Origin of the sequence: Curvibacter gracilis ATCC BAA-807 (assembly GCF_000518645.1) — a bacterium.
Classification (GTDB): domain Bacteria; phylum Pseudomonadota; class Gammaproteobacteria; order Burkholderiales; family Burkholderiaceae_C; genus Curvibacter; species Curvibacter gracilis.
Window position 1 is genome coordinate 112637 of sequence record NZ_JADZ01000017.1, and the last position, 15230, is coordinate 127866.

Consider the following 15230-nt stretch of genomic DNA (forward strand, 5'->3'; position numbering starts at 1 on the left):
CAATCGGCACAGCGCCACACACAAAAGGGGCCGTCACGACGGCCCCTTTTTGCGTTCTCGGTCAGCCCTGTTTCAGCGGCTGCCCACCAAGGTGCCATCGCGCCAGCCGCCACCCAGGGCCTGGTGCAGGGCCACGGTGTCGCCCAGGTAGACCGCCTGCGCCGCCAGGTGGGCCAGGCGGGCCTGCAGCCAGGCCTGGCGGGTGCTGAGCCACTGGGGCTGGGCGACATAGCCCTGGTCGAACTGCTGGCGGGTCAGGCGCAGCAGATTTTGCGCGGCGGCTTCGGCATCGCGGGCCACGGCCAGCGCCTGGCCGTCGTGCTGCAAGGCCACCAGGGTGTCGGCCACATTCTGGAATGCGGTCAGCACCACGCCCTGGTACTGCGCCTGGGCCGCTTCGGCCCCGGCCTCGGCCGCCCGCTTGCGGGCCGACAGGGTGCCCGCCGAGAACAGGGGAGCACTCACGCCGCCCAGCAAGCCCCAGGCCTTGTTGCCGGCCGACAGCAGGCCACCCAGGCCGCCGCCCGAATACGCCAGGTTCGCCGTCAGCGACAGCTGGGGCAGCATGTTGGCCGTGGCCACACCGATTTGCGCATAGGCCGCATGGTATTGGGCTGCCGCGGCCTGCACATCGGGGCGCCGGCTCACCAATTGCGAGGGCAAGGCCTGCGGCAGTGCGGCCGGCACGCGCACGGGCGCCTGCTGCACCGTGCCCAGATCGGCGGCCGGGAACTCGCCGCACAGCACGGCCAGCAGGTTGCGCGTCTGCTCCAGCTGCTTGCGCAGGGGCGGCAACTGGGCCGCGGTCTGGGCATAAGCCGATTCCTGCTGGGCCAGATCAAGGCCGCTGGCGTAGCCTTGCGCCTTCAGCCCACGGGTGTGCGCCAGTTGCTGCTGTGCCAGTTGCAAGGCTTCTTCAAGCACAGCGATCTGCTCGACCAGCATCTGCTCCTGAATCACGGCGGTCGCCACATTGCTGGCCAGGGTGACACGCAGGGCCTCCAGCTGCAGGCGCTGACTGTCAGCCCCCGCCTGCAGGGACTCGACCTGGCGTTGGTTGCCGCCAAACACGTCCGGAACAAAGCCCACGCTGAGCTGGGCCGTGTTGAGTGTGAACAGGCTGGCATTGGAGGCCAGGGGCGAGGCCAGCACCTGACCCGAGTTCTGCCGATTGGCGCTGTAGCCCGCCTGCACCTGCGGGAAGAACAGGCCACGCTGCGCCGTGACCAGCTCCTGCGCCTGGCGCAGATTGGCCAGGCCCGCATCGATGCCCGGGTTGTGCTCAAGCGCACGTTGCACCAGGCCGTCCAGCCGTGGCGAGCCGTAGGCAGTCCACCAATCGGGGCGGATGTCGGCCGTGCCGGCGGTGGCCACCGGTTCAGCCTGGCGGGTGAAGGCGCTCACCGCAGGCGCCTTGGGCGCGTGGTAGTCGGGGCCGACAGCGCAGGCCGAAAGCAGGCCGGCGCCCAGCAGGCAGCCCGCCAGGGTGCTGAGCGAGCCCCCCATGCGAATGCGAAACAGCGAATCAAGCATGGGCGTCCTCCTCGTGGGCCAGCGCATCGCCACCCAGGCCTTTGCGGCGTTTCTTGAGTTTCAGGTGGCGCAGCACGGTGAGGCGCATGGCGGGCACCACCAGCAGCAGGAACACCGGCCCCAGCAGCATGCCGCCCACCACCACGGTGGCCAGCGGTCGCTGCACCTGGCTTCCGATGCCATGGCTGAGCGCGGCCGGGAACAGGCCGATGCAGGCCGACAGCGCCGTCATCAGCAGCGGCCGCATGCGGTGGATGTAGGCCTCGTAGATGGCGTCTTCGGCGCTCTGCCCGGCCAGGCGCAGCTCCTTGAAGTAGCTCAGGATCAGGATGCCGTCCATGACAGACACGCCGAGCAGCGAGACAAAGCCGATCACGGCCGAGATGCTGATCACCTGATCCGACACATACAGGGCCAGGATGCCGCAGGCCACCGTGAAGGGCACGGCCGCCAGGGCCAGCAGGCTGTAGGCAAAGCTGCTGAACAGGGCGTACAGCAGCACCAGGATCAGGGCCATGGCCATCGGGATCAGAACGCCCATGCGGGCCTTGGCCTGTTGCAGCGATTCGAACTCGCCCGCGTACTGGATGCGGTAGCCCTCGGGCAGCTTGACCTCGGCGGCTACGCGCTGCTGCAGCTCGGACACGGTGCTGCCCAGGTCGCGGTCGCGCACGCTGAACTTGATCGGGATGTAGCGCTCGTTGCGCTCGTGGTAGATGTAGGTGGCCCCGGTGTCGAGCGTGATGTCGGCGATGTCGCGCAGGGGCACAAAGGCATTGCTCCCGCCCGTGGTGGTGTAGCCGATGCGCAGGTCTCGCACGCTTTGCAGGTCGCGCCGGTTGGCCGACAGGTAGCGCACGCTCAGGCCGTACTGGCGCTCGCCCTCCAGCACCGTGGTGGCCACGGTGCCGCCCATGGCCGCCTGGATGGCGGTGTTGACGTCGCCGGTGTTCAGCCCATAGCGGGCCGCCTTCTGCCGGTCGATCTGGATGTTGAGGTTGGGCTGGCCCAGGGTGTTGAAGATGCCGATGTCGGCCGTGCCCTGCACCTTGCTCATCACGGCGACCACATCGACGGCCAGCTTTTCGAGCGTGACCAGGTCGGGGCCCATGATCTTCACGGAGTTGGCGCCCTTGACGCCCGACAGGCCCTCCTGCACGTTGTCCTGGATGTACTGCGAGAAGTTGAAACCCACGCCCGGGAACTCGCGGGCGAACTTCTCCTGCAGCTCGGCCACCAGTTGCTCCTTGCTGACCCCGGCAGGCCACTCATCAAAGGGCTTGAGCGGGGCGAACAACTCGACGTTGTTGAAGCCTGAGGCATCCGAGCCGTCGTCAGGGCGACCGTGCTGCGAGACCACGGTGATCACCTCGGGGTAGCTCTTGATGATCTCGCGCATGCGGTTGGCCTTGGCGGTGCCGGCCTCCAGCGAGATGGTGGGCGGCATGGAAGCCCGTATCCACAGGTTGCCTTCTTCCAGCGCCGGCAGGAACTCACTGCCCAGGCGCGAGGCCAGCACCCCGACCGCGATCAGGAACACCAGACCGCCGATGCACACGGCCTTGGCATGCTGCAGCGACCAGCGCAGGGCCGGCTCGTAGGCCTTGCGCACGAACTCGACGATGCGGGTTTCGTGCTCCTGGATGCGGCGCGGCAACAGGTAGGCGGCCAGCACCGGGGTGACGGTGAAGGTGGCCAGCAGCGCGCCCGCCAGCGCGTAGCCGTAGGTGCGGGCCATGGGGCCGAAGATCTGCCCTTCCACCCCGGTCATGAGGAACAGCGGCGAGAAGGCGGCGATGGTGATGACGGTGGAGAACAGCACCGAGTTGTCGACCTGCAGCGAGCTCATGAAGATCATGCGCAGGCGCTGGGTCCAGCCCAGGGCCGGGTCGGTGACCATGCCGTGCGGGCCGCGGGTCATGGCGCGCAGCGCATTGACGCGTTCGCGCGGGCTCTTCTGGAAGTTGCGGAAGATGTTCTCGACCAGGATCACCGCCGAGTCGACGATGATGCCGAAATCGACCGCGCCCAGCGACAGCAGGTTGGCCGACTCACCCGTGAGCACCAGCATCATGATGCTGAAGAACAGCGCAAACGGGATGTTGACGCTCACGATCACCGCGCTGCGCAGGTCGCCCAGGAAGATCCACTGGATCACGAACACCAGCAGGCAGCCGAAGATCAGGTTGTGGATGACGGTGTGGGTGGTCACGTTGACCAGGGTGGAGCGGTCGTAGTAGGGCACGAGTTGAACGCCCTGCGGCAGGCTGCCATCGACGTTGAGCTTGTCCACCGCCTCCTTGACGCGGGCGATCACGTCTTTGGTCTGCTGCAGGCGGTTCATCACCACCACGCCGGTGACCACATCGTTCTCGGCATCACGCCCCGCCTCGCCCAGGCGCGGCACGCTGCCCACCGTGACCAAGGCCACGTCCTTGACCAGCACGGGCAGGCCGTTTTGCTGGGTGATGACGATGTTGCCGGCGTCGGCGGCGTCACGCACCAGGCCCAGGCCGCGCACGTTGACCGACTGCTCGCCCACGCTGAGGTTGCGCCCGCCCACATTGCTGTTGGCGTTGCCCACGGCGCTGAGCACCTGCTGCAGCGTCAGGCCGTAGCTTTCGAGCTTGGTGGGGTTGATCTCGACGTGGTATTCCTTGGTGGTGCCGCCCCAGGTGACCACCTGGGCCACGCCGGGCACGGTGAGCAGCCGGCGCTGGATGATCCAGTCCTGGATGCCGCGCAGGTCGGTGAGGCTGTAGGTGGACGGGCCCTTGACCTGGTAGCGCAGGATTTCACCCACCAGGCTGGAGGCCTGGATCTGCGGCTGCACGCCGCCGGGCAGGTTGACGTTCTGCTGCAGGTTGAGCGCGGTCTGGGTCAGGGCGGGCACGTACTCGACGCCGTACTTGAAGGTGACGCGCACGAAGGCCAGGCCATAGAAGGAGGTGGAGCGGATGTTGTCCACGCCCATGGTGGTGGCCAGGCCGATCTCCATGGGGCGGGTGTAGTAGCGCTCCATCTCTTCGGCCGACAGGCCCGGGGCCTGGGCGGTGATCTCGAGAATCACCGGGGCCGGGTTGGGGTAGGCCTCGACATTGAGTTTGATGAAGGCCAGCACGCCGGCGGCCATGAAGGCCAGCAGCCCGAGCAGCACCACCGGGCGGCGCGTCAGGACGAACGCCAATAAGGAACGGAACACGGCAGGGCCTCTTTCAGTTCGTGGTGATGAGGTAGAGGTTGCTCAGGAACAAGCCCTTGTCGCGCGCGATCCTTTCGCCTGGGTTCAGGCCTTGGGTGATCTGCACCAGGCCGTTTTGCACCAGGCCGGTCTGGACCACGCGGCGCTTGAAGCGCACGCCATCGGTGGTGACCCAGGCCGACATGCTGCCGTCGCCCTCGCGGGCCAGTGCGTTTTGCGGCACGGCAGGCGATTCCACCGGGGCCCCGACGCGGATCACGAAGTTGGCCAGCATCTGGGCCTTGAGCAGGTGCTGCGGATCGGCCACGTCGGCGCGCACGGTGAGGCGGTGGGTGGCCGGATCGGCCACATCGCCGATGTAGCTGACCTTGCCGCTGAAGCTCTTGTCAGGGTAGGCCGAGACGCGCACGGTGACGTTCTGCCCTTTCTGGTAGACCGACAGCTCGGACTCGGGCACGCTGGCCACCATCCAGAGTTGCTGCAGGTTGGCCACGGCCACCGGGGCGGTGTTGTTGCCGGGCTGCACCAACTGGCCCGGGGCGCCGGCGCGCGCGGTGACCCGGCCCGACAGCGGGCTGCGCACCGGCATCTCGGTGTCGACCTTGCGGGTGGACTCGATGGCCTCGATGTCCTGTGCGCTGAGGCCGAACAGTTCAAGGTTCTTGCGGGCGGCACGGTAGGCCGCATCGGCCGTCTGCTGGTCGGCCTGGTTCTGCTGCAATTCCTTTTGGGGGATGCTCTGGGCTTCAGCCAAGGCCTGGGCACGGCGCAGGGTTTCGTTGGCCACGCGCAGGTTGCCACTGGCCGAGATCAGGGCCGATGCGGCCTGGGCCAGGTCGGGGATCTGCACGGTGTAGAGCACCTGGCCCTTGCTCACGTCATCGCCCGCTTTCACGCCGATCTGCCCAATGCGGCCCTGGTAAGGCGAGAACACCTGCACCGCATTGTCCTGGTTGAGGTCGATGATGCCGATGGCTTCGCGCTGCTGCTCGAAGCGTTGGGTCTTCACCTCGCCCACCTGGAGTTCAGCCACTTGCTCGGGGGCCATTTGCAACTCATCCACACCGGTGCGGGTGGCCAGCACCGGGCCGCTCTCGCTCGCGGCCTTGGTGGGCGCCGGCGCCCTGAACAGGTAGACAGCCACGCCTGCGGCGGCCAACAGCAGCAGCCCCACGATCAGACCCATGACCGGGCTGATACGCCCTTCGTGCCGCACGGCGCGCCCACGCTTTTCTTGCTTTGCCATCACTGAACCTCTTCTCAACCCGCCAACGACCGAGGGTGGTCGCCGCATTGCGTGGTGGACTGTAAGAAGAGGCACCTGACCTGAGACTGACCTCCACCCTGCGCAGTACTACGTACAGATGCCACGCCGCAGACACGCCACCGGAGCAAAATGCCCCATCCCAAGAACAACCGGACACTCGCCGATGCAAGCCCTGCAGAACATCAACCTCGCTTCTCTCGCCGACTCGGTGCTGAGCCTGAGTGCCGCCTTCATCATGGGTGGACTGATCGGCCTGGAGCGGCAGTACCGCCAGCGCACGGCCGGCCTGCGCACCAATGTGCTGGTGGCGGTGGGGGCGGCAATCTTCGTCGACATGGCCAACCGCCTGGGGGGCAGCGATGGCGCCGTGCGGGTGGTGGCCTATGTGGTGTCGGGCATCGGCTTTCTGGGTGCCGGGGTGATCATGCGCGAGGAAGGCAGCGTGCGTGGGCTGAACACGGCCGCCACCTTGTGGGCCTCGGCCGCCGTGGGGGCCTGCGCCGGAGCCGATCTGGTGGTGGAGTCTTTTGTCGGCACGCTGTTCGTGCTGGCGGCCAACACCTTGCTGCGCCCGGTGGTGAACCGCATCAACCGCCAGCCCATGGGCACGGCCTCGGTGGAGGTGAGTTGCACGGTCTATGTGATTGCACCGCGCGAGCATCAAAAGCAGGCCATGTCGCAGCTGCACACGCTGCTGGAGCAACTGCACCACCCGGTGCGCGACCTGGCCGTGCACGCCTTTGGCGAACACGAGGTGGAGATCGAGGCCACCTTGTCGGCCACCTCGGTGGACGGCAGCGAGCTCGACGAGTTGGTGGCCCGCCTGAAAAACGAGAGCTACGTGCAGCAGGCCTTCTGGAGCCCCAGCACCACGGAGTGAGCCCCGTGCCGGACGGCGACCAGGGCCAGGGTCATCCCTGTGGCGGACGCCTGCGATGTCAGCAAGAGTTGCCTCAAGTCAAGTCTTTTTCGCCCGGCGGGGCCTAAAGTGGAGACAAAGAGAGGCCGGATGTGCCGGTCTCCGATGGAGACCGTTTTGCTGGCAGCGTACATCACCCACACCGACTGTTCCCGTCATGAGATGGGGCCGCACCACCCGGAATGCCCCGAGCGGCTGGCCGCCATCCATGACCACCTGCTCATCAAGGGCCTGCTGGACTACATGCTGCCCTATGACGCCCCCCTGGCCACCGAAGAGCAACTGGGGCGGGCGCACTCTTCGCTGTACGTGAGCGAGATCCTGGCAGCCTCGCCTGCCGAGGGCTACCACCCGGTGGACCCGGACACCAGCATGAACCCGCATACCGCCACCGCGGCCCTGCGTGCCGCCGGCGCGGCGGTGCAGGCCACGGACCTGGTGCTGGGCGGTGAGGTGAGCGCGGCCTTTTGCTGTGTGCGGCCGCCCGGGCACCACGCCGAATACCGAAGCGCCATGGGCTTTTGCTTTTTCAACAATGTGGCGGTGGGCCTGCGCCATGCGCTGGATGTGCACGGGCTGGAGCGCGTGGCCTTGATCGACTTCGATGTACACCACGGCAACGGCAGCGAAGACATCCTGCGCGATGACGAGCGCGTGCTGATGTGCTCGATCTATGAAAAAGGCCTGTACCCCTTTCCCGACGGCGACGACAAACGCCCCGGCATGGTGAACGTGGGCCTGCCCTCGCGCTCGGGCAGCGAGGCCTTCCGCGACGCCGTGACGCAGCGCTGGCTGCCGGCGCTGGAGGCCTTCAGGCCCCAACTGATTTACATCTCGGCCGGCTTTGACGGTCACCGCGACGACGACATGGGCAATCTGGCCCTGTTGGAATCCGACTATGAATGGGTGACCCAGCAATTGATGGCGGTGGCGCGGCGCCATTGTCAGGGCCGTGTCATCTCCTGCCTTGAAGGTGGCTATGTGCTCAGCCCCCTGGCACGCAGTGCCGGGGCCCACGTGAAGGTGCTGATCGGCGCCGATTGAAGACCATGGACAAACACTACCTCACCCCCCTGTTCTCTCCTGAATCCATCGTGGTCTTCGCCAACCCGGCGGAGACGGGCGAGGCCACGTCGGCGCTCAACCAGGCCTTGCTGGAAGCGCTGAAGGCCCAGCGCTTTTCGGGCACCCTGCAGTTTGTCGATATCCACACCACGGGCACCCTGGCCGATCTGGCCCAGACCGTGGCCGACCTGGCCATCATCGCCCTGCCGGCGCAGGACATGAATGCGGCCCTCGAATTGGCGGCGCGGCTGAGCTGCAAAGCCGCCTTGTTGATCTCGACCGGCATCAGCGCCGACAAGGCAGCCGAGTTGAAGAAGATTGCCCGCCGCGAAGGCATTCACCTGCTGGGGCCCAATTGCCTGGGCTTTCAACGCCCCTCGCTGCAGCTCAATGCCAGTGCCAGTGGCGGCCTGGCACGCGCCGGCTCGCTGGCGCTGATCTCGCAATCGGGCGCACTGACAGCCTCGATGCTGGACTGGGCCAGCAACAACGCCGTGGGCTTCTCGACCGTGGTGTCGCTGGGGCCCAATACCGTGCTCGACATGGCCGATGTGCTGGACTTTCTGGCCAACGATGCCAAGACGCACAGCATCATCGTCTACCTGGAGGGGATCTCGAACGCCCGCCGCTTCATGAGCGCGCTGCGCTCGGCCGCGAACGCCAAGCCGGTGGTGGTGCTGAAGGCAGGCCGCAAGCCCGCCGGCAATGAAGCCGCCCAGACCCACAGCGGTGCCATCGTGGGCAGCGACGACGTGTTCGACGCCGCCCTGCGTCGCGCCGGTGCGGTGCGGGTACGCTCGTTCGTGCAGTTGTTCTCGGCCGCCAAGTGCCTGGCCTCGCGCTACCGGCCGGTGGGCAAGCGCCTGGCGATCGTGACCAACGGCGGCGGGCCGGGCGTGCTGGCGGCCGACTGGGTCAATGAGATCCACCTGCAACTGGCCAAGCTCTCGCACGAGACCGTGCAGGCCCTGAAGCCCCAACTGCCGGCCCTGGCCTCGCTGACCGATCTGATCGACCTGTCTGAAGAAGCGGGCCCCGCGCACTACGCAGCGGCCATCGAGGCGGCGCACAAGGACCGCGAGGTGGATGGCGTGCTGGTGATCTGCTCGCCCAAGGTGGGCATGGACACCAGCGCCATCGCCCAGGCCGTGGCGGCGCTCAAGCCCAAGGTGGGCAAGCCGATGCTGGCCTGCTGGATGGGGGATCGCTCGGTGGTGCCGGCGCGCGCCATCCTGAACGAGGCATCGATCCCGAGCTTTCGCACCCCCGAGGCGGCCGTGGGCGCGTTCGGCAACCTGGCGGCGTTCTACCAGAACCAGCAGTTGCTGCAGCAGACGCCGCCCCCCCTGTCCACCCTCGCCAAGCCCGACATCGAGGGCGCGCGCCTGGTCATCGAAAGCGTGCTGGCCGAGCGCCGCAAGGTGCTGACCGAGATGGAGTCGAAGACGCTGCTGTCGGCCTTCCACATCCCGGTGACCGAAACCTTGCTGGCCCGCAGCGCCACCGAGGCCATGATGATCGCCACCCAACTGGGTTTTCCGGTGGCTTTGAAGATCGACTCGCCCGACATCAGCCACAAATCCGATGTGCAAGGCGTGGTGCTCAACATCATGAGCGGCTCGGCCGCCCGCGACGCCTACAGCGACATGATCGAGCGCGTGACCCGCCTGCTGCCCCAGGCCCGCATCAACGGCGTGACGGTGCAACGGATGGCGCGCAACCGGCGCGGCCGGGAGATCTGCGTGGGCCTGGTGACGGATGCCCCTTTCGGCCCCGTGATCACCTTTGGCGCCGGCGGCACGATGATCGAGCTGATCGACGACCGGGCCATGGAGCTGCCCCCACTGAACCTGTTCCTGGCACGGCGCATGATCGACCGCTCCCGGGTGGCCGAAACCCTGGGGGAATGGCGTGGCGCCACGGCGGCAGACCGCGACGCACTCGAGCAGGTGCTGTTGCGCGTGTCCGAAATGGTGTGTGAGCTGCCTCAGCTGCGAGAGATGGACATCAACCCCATCATCGTGGACGAGAGCGGCGCCGTGGCGGTGGATGCCCGCATCGTGATCGACAGCGCCCCGCAGGCTGCCAGCGGGCGACTGAGCAACTACCACCACCTGTCCATCCTGCCCTACCCGGCGCGCTACGAGCAGGTGCTGCCTTTGCGCGGTGGCGGGGAGTACACGGTCCGGCCGATTCACCCCGACGACGCCCAGATGCTGCAGGACTTGATGCACCACCTGTCGCAGGAGAGTCGCTATTTCCGCTTTGTATCGTCGATGGCGGAGTTGCCGCCGCAGATGCTGGCCCGCTTCACCCTGATCGACTACGACCGGGAAATGGCGCTGGTGGCGGTGGTGAAGGAGCGCACGGCCAATGCCGAAGGCGAGATCAGCGAGACGGAGCGCATCGTGGGCGTGTCGCGCTACATCACCAACCCGGACCAGACCAGCTGTGAGTTCTCGCTGGTGGTGGCCGATGACTTCAACGGCAAGGGACTGGGGTCGCGGCTGATGGAATGCATCATGGATGTGGCCCGCGAAAAAGGGCTCAGCGAGATCGACGGGCTGGTTCTGGCCAACAATCAGCCCATGCTCAAGCTGATGCGAGGCCTGGGCTTCAGCGTCAAGGCGTTTGCGGAAGACCCGGAGTTCAAATTGGTGACGCACCCACTCTGAGCACCGCTGGCTTCGTCGTGAAATGAAGCGGGCAATGTTGGCTGCACCGAATGAAGCCGCTGCAGATGTGGCGTCATCGGGGTTTCACGCAAGGACTCTAGCCTGGAGGCTTTGCCCGTTTTTGCATGTCCCCCGATCCATCCGGTGATGAGCTGGAAGCGGAAGACGGGCACCCTGCGAAGACCTGATGAACCCTCGCGTGATTGGAGCCCAAAGTGTCCCTGAGCCTGCCCGATATCTCTGCCCTGTTGCTGCGCAGGGGCAACGCCCAATATGGCGATGAGGCGGTGTCGCAACTGCAGCACGCCCTGCAATCCGCCACCTTGGCGGAGCAAGCCGAGGAAAGCCCGGAGACCATCGTGGCAGCGCTGCTGCACGACCTCGGGCATTTGATCGTGGCCGAGCGCGATGGAGTCGATGAGCCCGACAACCGCCGCGATGAACTGCATCAGTTCGTGGTTCTGCCGTTTCTGCGGGGCACCTTCCCGGAGGCGGTGCTGGCGCCGATTCGACTGCATGTGGACGCCAAGCGCTTTCTGTGCGCCACGGAAGCCGGCTATGAAGCCGGTTTGTCACCCGCATCCAAGGCCAGCCTGGCGCTGCAAGGCGGTGCTTTCAGCGCCGAAGAGGCCGCACGGTTCATCACCCAAGCGCATGCTGCCGAAGCGGTGCGCCTTCGCCGCTATGACGACCAGGCCAAAGTGCCAGGCTGGCAGGGCCCCGATCTGACGCATTTCGAACCCTACATGGCACGGGTCACGACGACCGCCATGGCATCGCAATAAGCCCATCCCCGCTCGCAGGCGGTTCAACACATCCCAGCACCACTGGCAAAGAAGATCCCAGGAGCTCTATCACCAGAGATCGGGGTACGCCATCTCACCATGGAACGCCAGAAAACAAAAAAGCCCACCAAAGTGGGCTTTTGCAAACAACTCGGAGGAGCTGCTTTGGATTGGTTGCGCGAGAAGGATTTGAACCTCCGACCTTTGGGTTATGAGCCCAACGAGCTACCAGACTGCTCCATCGCGCGGCAAGATGGAATTATAACTTATTCTGCAGCTGCTTGAGCGGCTTCGGCAGAATTATTTGCTTCAGCACGTTCAACCAACTCCACCAGGGCCATCGGAGCGTTGTCGCCCACGCGGTAGCCCATCTTCAGGATTCGGGTGTAACCACCAGGACGAGCGCTGTTGCGCTTGCCCAGGTCGTTGAACAGCTTGGTGACGCTGTCGCGGTCGCGCAGACGGTCAAACGCCAGACGACGGTTGGCCACAGTGTCAACCTTGGCCAGGGTGATCATGGGCTCGATCACGCGGCGCAGTTCCTTGGCCTTGGGAACGGTGGTCTTGATGACTTCATGCTCGATGAGCGAGTTCATCATGTTCTGCAGCATCGCCAGGCGGTGCGAGCTGGTGCGATTCAGTTTACGAAGGCCGTGTCCGTGACGCATAGTGCTTTCCTTTCTTTATTGATGACAACCAGCCGGATCAGGTACTGGTTGATGCACTTCTCTGATTTCTAAGATTTCTCATCCATCCCATGACGGATGAGGCAGGCTCGCAGAAAAAGCGAAGCCTGCGATTATAACTTAACGCTTGTCGAGACCAGCAGGCGGCCAGCTTTCCAGCTTCATGCCCAGGGTCAGGCCACGAGAGGCCAGAACTTCCTTGATCTCGTTGAGCGACTTGCGACCCAGGTTCGGGGTCTTGAGCAGCTCGTTTTCGGTACGCTGAATCAGGTCGCCGATGTAGTAGATGTTCTCTGCCTTCAGGCAGTTGGCCGAACGCACGGTCAGTTCCAGCTCGTCCACAGGACGCAGCAGGATCGGATCGAACGAAGCGCCACCGCGCGGAGCCGGCTGATCGAACGCAGCCAGTTCGCCGCCTTCGAGCTGAGCAAACACGGCCAGTTGTTCCACCAGGATCTTGGCCGAGGCGCGCACTGCGTCTTCAGCCGTGATGGCGCCGTTGGTTTCGATTTCGACCACCAGCTTGTCCAGATCGGTACGTTGTTCCACACGGGCGCTTTCGACGGTGTAGCTCACGCGGCGGACCGGCGAGAACGATGCGTCGAGAACGATGCGGCCAATCGACTTGCTGGGCTCATCGGCAAAGCGGCGAATGTTGCCAGGCACATAGCCACGGCCCTTTTCGACCTTGATCTGCATGTCGAGCTTGCCACCGGCCGACAACGTGGCGATCACGTGTTCGGGGTTGATGATCTCGACGTCATGCGGGGTCTGGATGTCACCAGCAGTGACAACACCTTCGCCATCCTTGCGCAGGCTCAGGGTAACTTCGTCGCGGTTGTGCAGCTTGAACACCACGCCCTTCAGGTTCAGAAGGATGTTGACCACATCTTCTTGAACGCCGTCGATGGAGGAGTACTCGTGCAGAACACCTGCAATCGTGACTTCAGTCGCTGCGTACCCCACCATGGAGGACAGAAGCACTCGCCGGATTGCGTTGCCCAGCGTATGGCCATAGCCACGCTCGAACGGTTCCAGGGCGACCTTGGCGCGGTTGTTGCCAAGCTGTTCCACGGTGATTGCTTTGGGTTTCAGCAAGTTGGTTTGCATTCAGACTTCCTCTCAATACCCCCGGCTCGTTACACCGGTAAGGCTGGTGAAGCACCTATACCGCGGTGCCCCGCGGTATAGGAACGATTTCAATTGAACGGACGATTAACGCGAATACAGTTCAACGATCAGCGATTCGTTGATGTCTGCACCGAATTCATCACGATCCGGGGACTTCTTGAAGGTACCTTCCGCCTTGTCCGCATTGACTTCAACCCAAGCCGGAATGCCGACTTGTTGAGCCAGTTGCAAAGCTTCGACCACACGGCCTTGCTTCTTGGACTTTTCGCGCACGGCCACCACGTCACCGGCCTTGACCAGGTACGACGGGATGTTGACCGATTGACCATTCACGGTGATGGCCTTGTGCGAAACCAGCTGACGAGCTTCAGCGCGGGTCGAACCGAAACCCATGCGGTACACCACGTTGTCCAGACGGGACTCGAGGATGAACAGCAGGTTGGCGCCGGTGTTGCCACGGCGACGATCGGCTTCTTCGAAGTAACGGCGGAATTGCTTTTCCAGCACGCCGTACATGCGCTTGACCTTCTGCTTTTCACGCAGTTGCAGACCGAAGTCAGAAGTACGGGCACCCGAGGTGCGGCCGTGCTGACCAGGCTTGGAGTCGAACTTGGCCTTGTCCGCGATCGAGCGACGAGCGCTCTTCAGGAACAGGTCGGTGCCTTCACGGCGGGAGAGTTTGGCCTTGGGGCCGAGGTAACGTGCCACTTGAGCTTCCTTTTATGTCATCTTCCACACGATTGAACGTGCGGGAGCCATCGGCGCGATGCCGATGGCGGTGGGCTTAAAAAATCAGATACGACGACGCTTTTGCGGGCGGCAGCCGTTGTGCGGCACCGGCGTCACATCAGAGATGGACGTGATGCGGATGCCCAGGGCACCCAGTGCACGAACGGAAGACTCGCGACCTGGGCCGGGGCCCTTGATCTCAACGTCGAGGTTCTTGATACCTTGCTCAATGGCAGCACGACCAGCCACTTCCGACGCGACCTGGGCCGCAAAGGGCGTGGACTTGCGGGAGCCCTTGAAGCCTTGACCACCCGACGAAGCCCAGGACAAAGCATTGCCTTGGCGGTCGGTGATGGTGATGATCGTGTTGTTGAACGAGGCGTGAACGTGGGCAATACCGTCAGAAACGTTCTTGCGGACCTTCTTGCGCACACGTTGTGCTGCGTTGTTGGCGGGTGCTTTTGCCATATTGATCTCTCAATTATTTCTTCAGAGCGGCGGCTGCCTTGCGCGGACCCTTGCGAGTACGAGCGTTGGTGCGGGTACGCTGACCACGCATCGGCAGGCCACGACGGTGACGGAAGCCACGGTAGCAACCAATGTCCATCAAGCGCTTGATGTTCATGGTGGTTTCGCGACGCAGATCACCTTCAATGGTGAACTGCTCGATTTGTTCGCGAATCTTTTCCAGATCGCCGTCCGTCAGATCCTTGATCTTCTTGGTGTAAGCGATACCAGTTGCTTCGCAAATCTTGCGAGCGCGGGTGCGACCAATGCCAAAAATGGCGGTCAGACCGATTTCCGCATGCTTGTGCGGCGGAATGTTAATCCCAGCAATACGTGCCATGTGCGTCCTCTATAACTTGTAAATCAGCCTTGGCGCTGCTTGTGACGTGCATCCGTGCAGATCACGCGCACCACACCCTTGCGGCGGATGATTTTGCAGTTGCGGCAAATTTTCTTGACCGAAGCCGAAACTCTCATTTCATTCTCCTAAAACTCTTCAAACCGCAACCATCACTTGGCGCGGAAAACAATACGTGCCCGAGACAGATCGTAGGGCGTCAATTCAACAGTGACTTTGTCACCGGGAAGAATGCGGATGTAGTGCATCCGCATCTTGCCGGAAATATGCCCCAGTACGATATGGCCGTTGTCCAGCTTCACGCGGAATGTCGCGTTCGGTAGGTTTTCAACCACTTCACCCTGCATTTGGATGACATCGTCCTTAGCCATGT

Annotated in this window: 14 protein-coding genes and 1 tRNA gene; 4 read left to right on the top strand and 11 right to left on the bottom strand. The window is 64.1% G+C overall.

What is annotated here, in order from left to right:
- Positions 1 to 72: 72 nt before the first annotated feature.
- The 3 genes from L880_RS0115360 to L880_RS0115370 are packed head-to-tail and all read right to left on the bottom strand — an operon-like array spanning position 73 to position 5981.
- Positions 73 to 1533, bottom strand: coding sequence for an efflux transporter outer membrane subunit (locus L880_RS0115360; protein WP_084461338.1), 1461 nt, complete (start codon positions 1531 to 1533; stop codon positions 73 to 75).
- The gene (locus tag L880_RS0115365; protein WP_043329591.1) at positions 1526 to 4735 is read right to left on the bottom strand and encodes an efflux RND transporter permease subunit; all 3210 of its coding nucleotides are present in this window, start codon (positions 4733 to 4735) and stop codon (positions 1526 to 1528) included. Before L880_RS0115365 ends, L880_RS0115360 begins: the two co-directional genes overlap by 8 nt.
- Before the next feature lie 13 nt (positions 4736 to 4748).
- Positions 4749 to 5981: an efflux RND transporter periplasmic adaptor subunit gene (locus L880_RS0115370; protein ID WP_027476443.1), complete on the bottom strand. Its 1233-nt coding sequence runs from the start codon at positions 5979 to 5981 to the stop codon at positions 4749 to 4751.
- Positions 5982 to 6165: 184 nt separating this feature from the next.
- Here L880_RS0115370 and L880_RS0115375 point away from each other — a divergent pair, with 184 nt between their 5' ends.
- From L880_RS0115375 to L880_RS0115390, 4 genes are all read left to right on the top strand, one after another.
- Positions 6166 to 6882 carry an MgtC/SapB family protein gene (locus tag L880_RS0115375; protein ID WP_027476444.1) on the top strand — a complete coding sequence of 239 codons (717 nt, stop codon included), beginning with the start codon at positions 6166 to 6168 and terminating at the stop codon, positions 6880 to 6882.
- Between the two features lie 156 nt (positions 6883 to 7038).
- Positions 7039 to 7965 (top strand): histone deacetylase family protein, encoded by a 927-nt coding sequence (locus L880_RS0115380; RefSeq protein WP_027476445.1) that lies wholly within the window; start codon positions 7039 to 7041, stop codon positions 7963 to 7965.
- 5 nt (positions 7966 to 7970) lie between these two features.
- On the top strand, positions 7971 to 10661 hold the full coding sequence (locus tag L880_RS0115385) for a bifunctional acetate--CoA ligase family protein/GNAT family N-acetyltransferase (protein ID WP_027476446.1): 2691 nt from the start codon (positions 7971 to 7973) through the stop codon (positions 10659 to 10661).
- Positions 10662 to 10876: 215 nt separating this feature from the next.
- Positions 10877 to 11446 carry an HD domain-containing protein gene (locus L880_RS0115390; RefSeq protein WP_043329620.1) on the top strand — a complete coding sequence of 190 codons (570 nt, stop codon included), beginning with the start codon at positions 10877 to 10879 and terminating at the stop codon, positions 11444 to 11446.
- 171 nt (positions 11447 to 11617) lie between these two features.
- Here the strand turns inward: L880_RS0115390 and L880_RS0115395 are convergent.
- The 8 genes from L880_RS0115395 to infA form a co-directional block, all read right to left on the bottom strand.
- Positions 11618 to 11694: transfer RNA gene (locus L880_RS0115395), tRNA-Met, on the bottom strand.
- 18 nt (positions 11695 to 11712) lie between these two features.
- Positions 11713 to 12114, bottom strand: coding sequence for a 50S ribosomal protein L17 (gene rplQ, locus L880_RS0115400; protein WP_027476448.1), 402 nt, complete (start codon positions 12112 to 12114; stop codon positions 11713 to 11715).
- Positions 12115 to 12252: 138 nt separating this feature from the next.
- Positions 12253 to 13242 carry a DNA-directed RNA polymerase subunit alpha gene (locus tag L880_RS0115405; protein WP_019576341.1) on the bottom strand — a complete coding sequence of 330 codons (990 nt, stop codon included), beginning with the start codon at positions 13240 to 13242 and terminating at the stop codon, positions 12253 to 12255.
- Between the two features lie 105 nt (positions 13243 to 13347).
- Positions 13348 to 13971, bottom strand: a complete 624-nt coding sequence (gene rpsD, locus L880_RS0115410) for a 30S ribosomal protein S4 (protein ID WP_019576342.1) — start codon at positions 13969 to 13971, stop codon at positions 13348 to 13350.
- Between the two features lie 84 nt (positions 13972 to 14055).
- Positions 14056 to 14460, bottom strand: a complete 405-nt coding sequence (gene rpsK, locus L880_RS0115415) for a 30S ribosomal protein S11 (RefSeq protein WP_019576343.1) — start codon at positions 14458 to 14460, stop codon at positions 14056 to 14058.
- A 13-nt stretch (positions 14461 to 14473) separates the two neighbouring features.
- Positions 14474 to 14839: a 30S ribosomal protein S13 gene (rpsM, locus tag L880_RS0115420; RefSeq protein ID WP_019576344.1), complete on the bottom strand. Its 366-nt coding sequence runs from the start codon at positions 14837 to 14839 to the stop codon at positions 14474 to 14476.
- A gap of 23 nt (positions 14840 to 14862) precedes the next feature.
- Positions 14863 to 14976: a 50S ribosomal protein L36 gene (gene rpmJ / locus L880_RS0115425; RefSeq protein WP_019576345.1), complete on the bottom strand. Its 114-nt coding sequence runs from the start codon at positions 14974 to 14976 to the stop codon at positions 14863 to 14865.
- Between the two features lie 33 nt (positions 14977 to 15009).
- Complete coding sequence (gene infA, locus L880_RS0115430) at positions 15010 to 15228, bottom strand: translation initiation factor IF-1 (RefSeq protein WP_019576346.1); 219 nt, start codon at positions 15226 to 15228, stop codon at positions 15010 to 15012.
- Between the last annotated feature and the right edge of the window lie 2 nt (positions 15229 to 15230).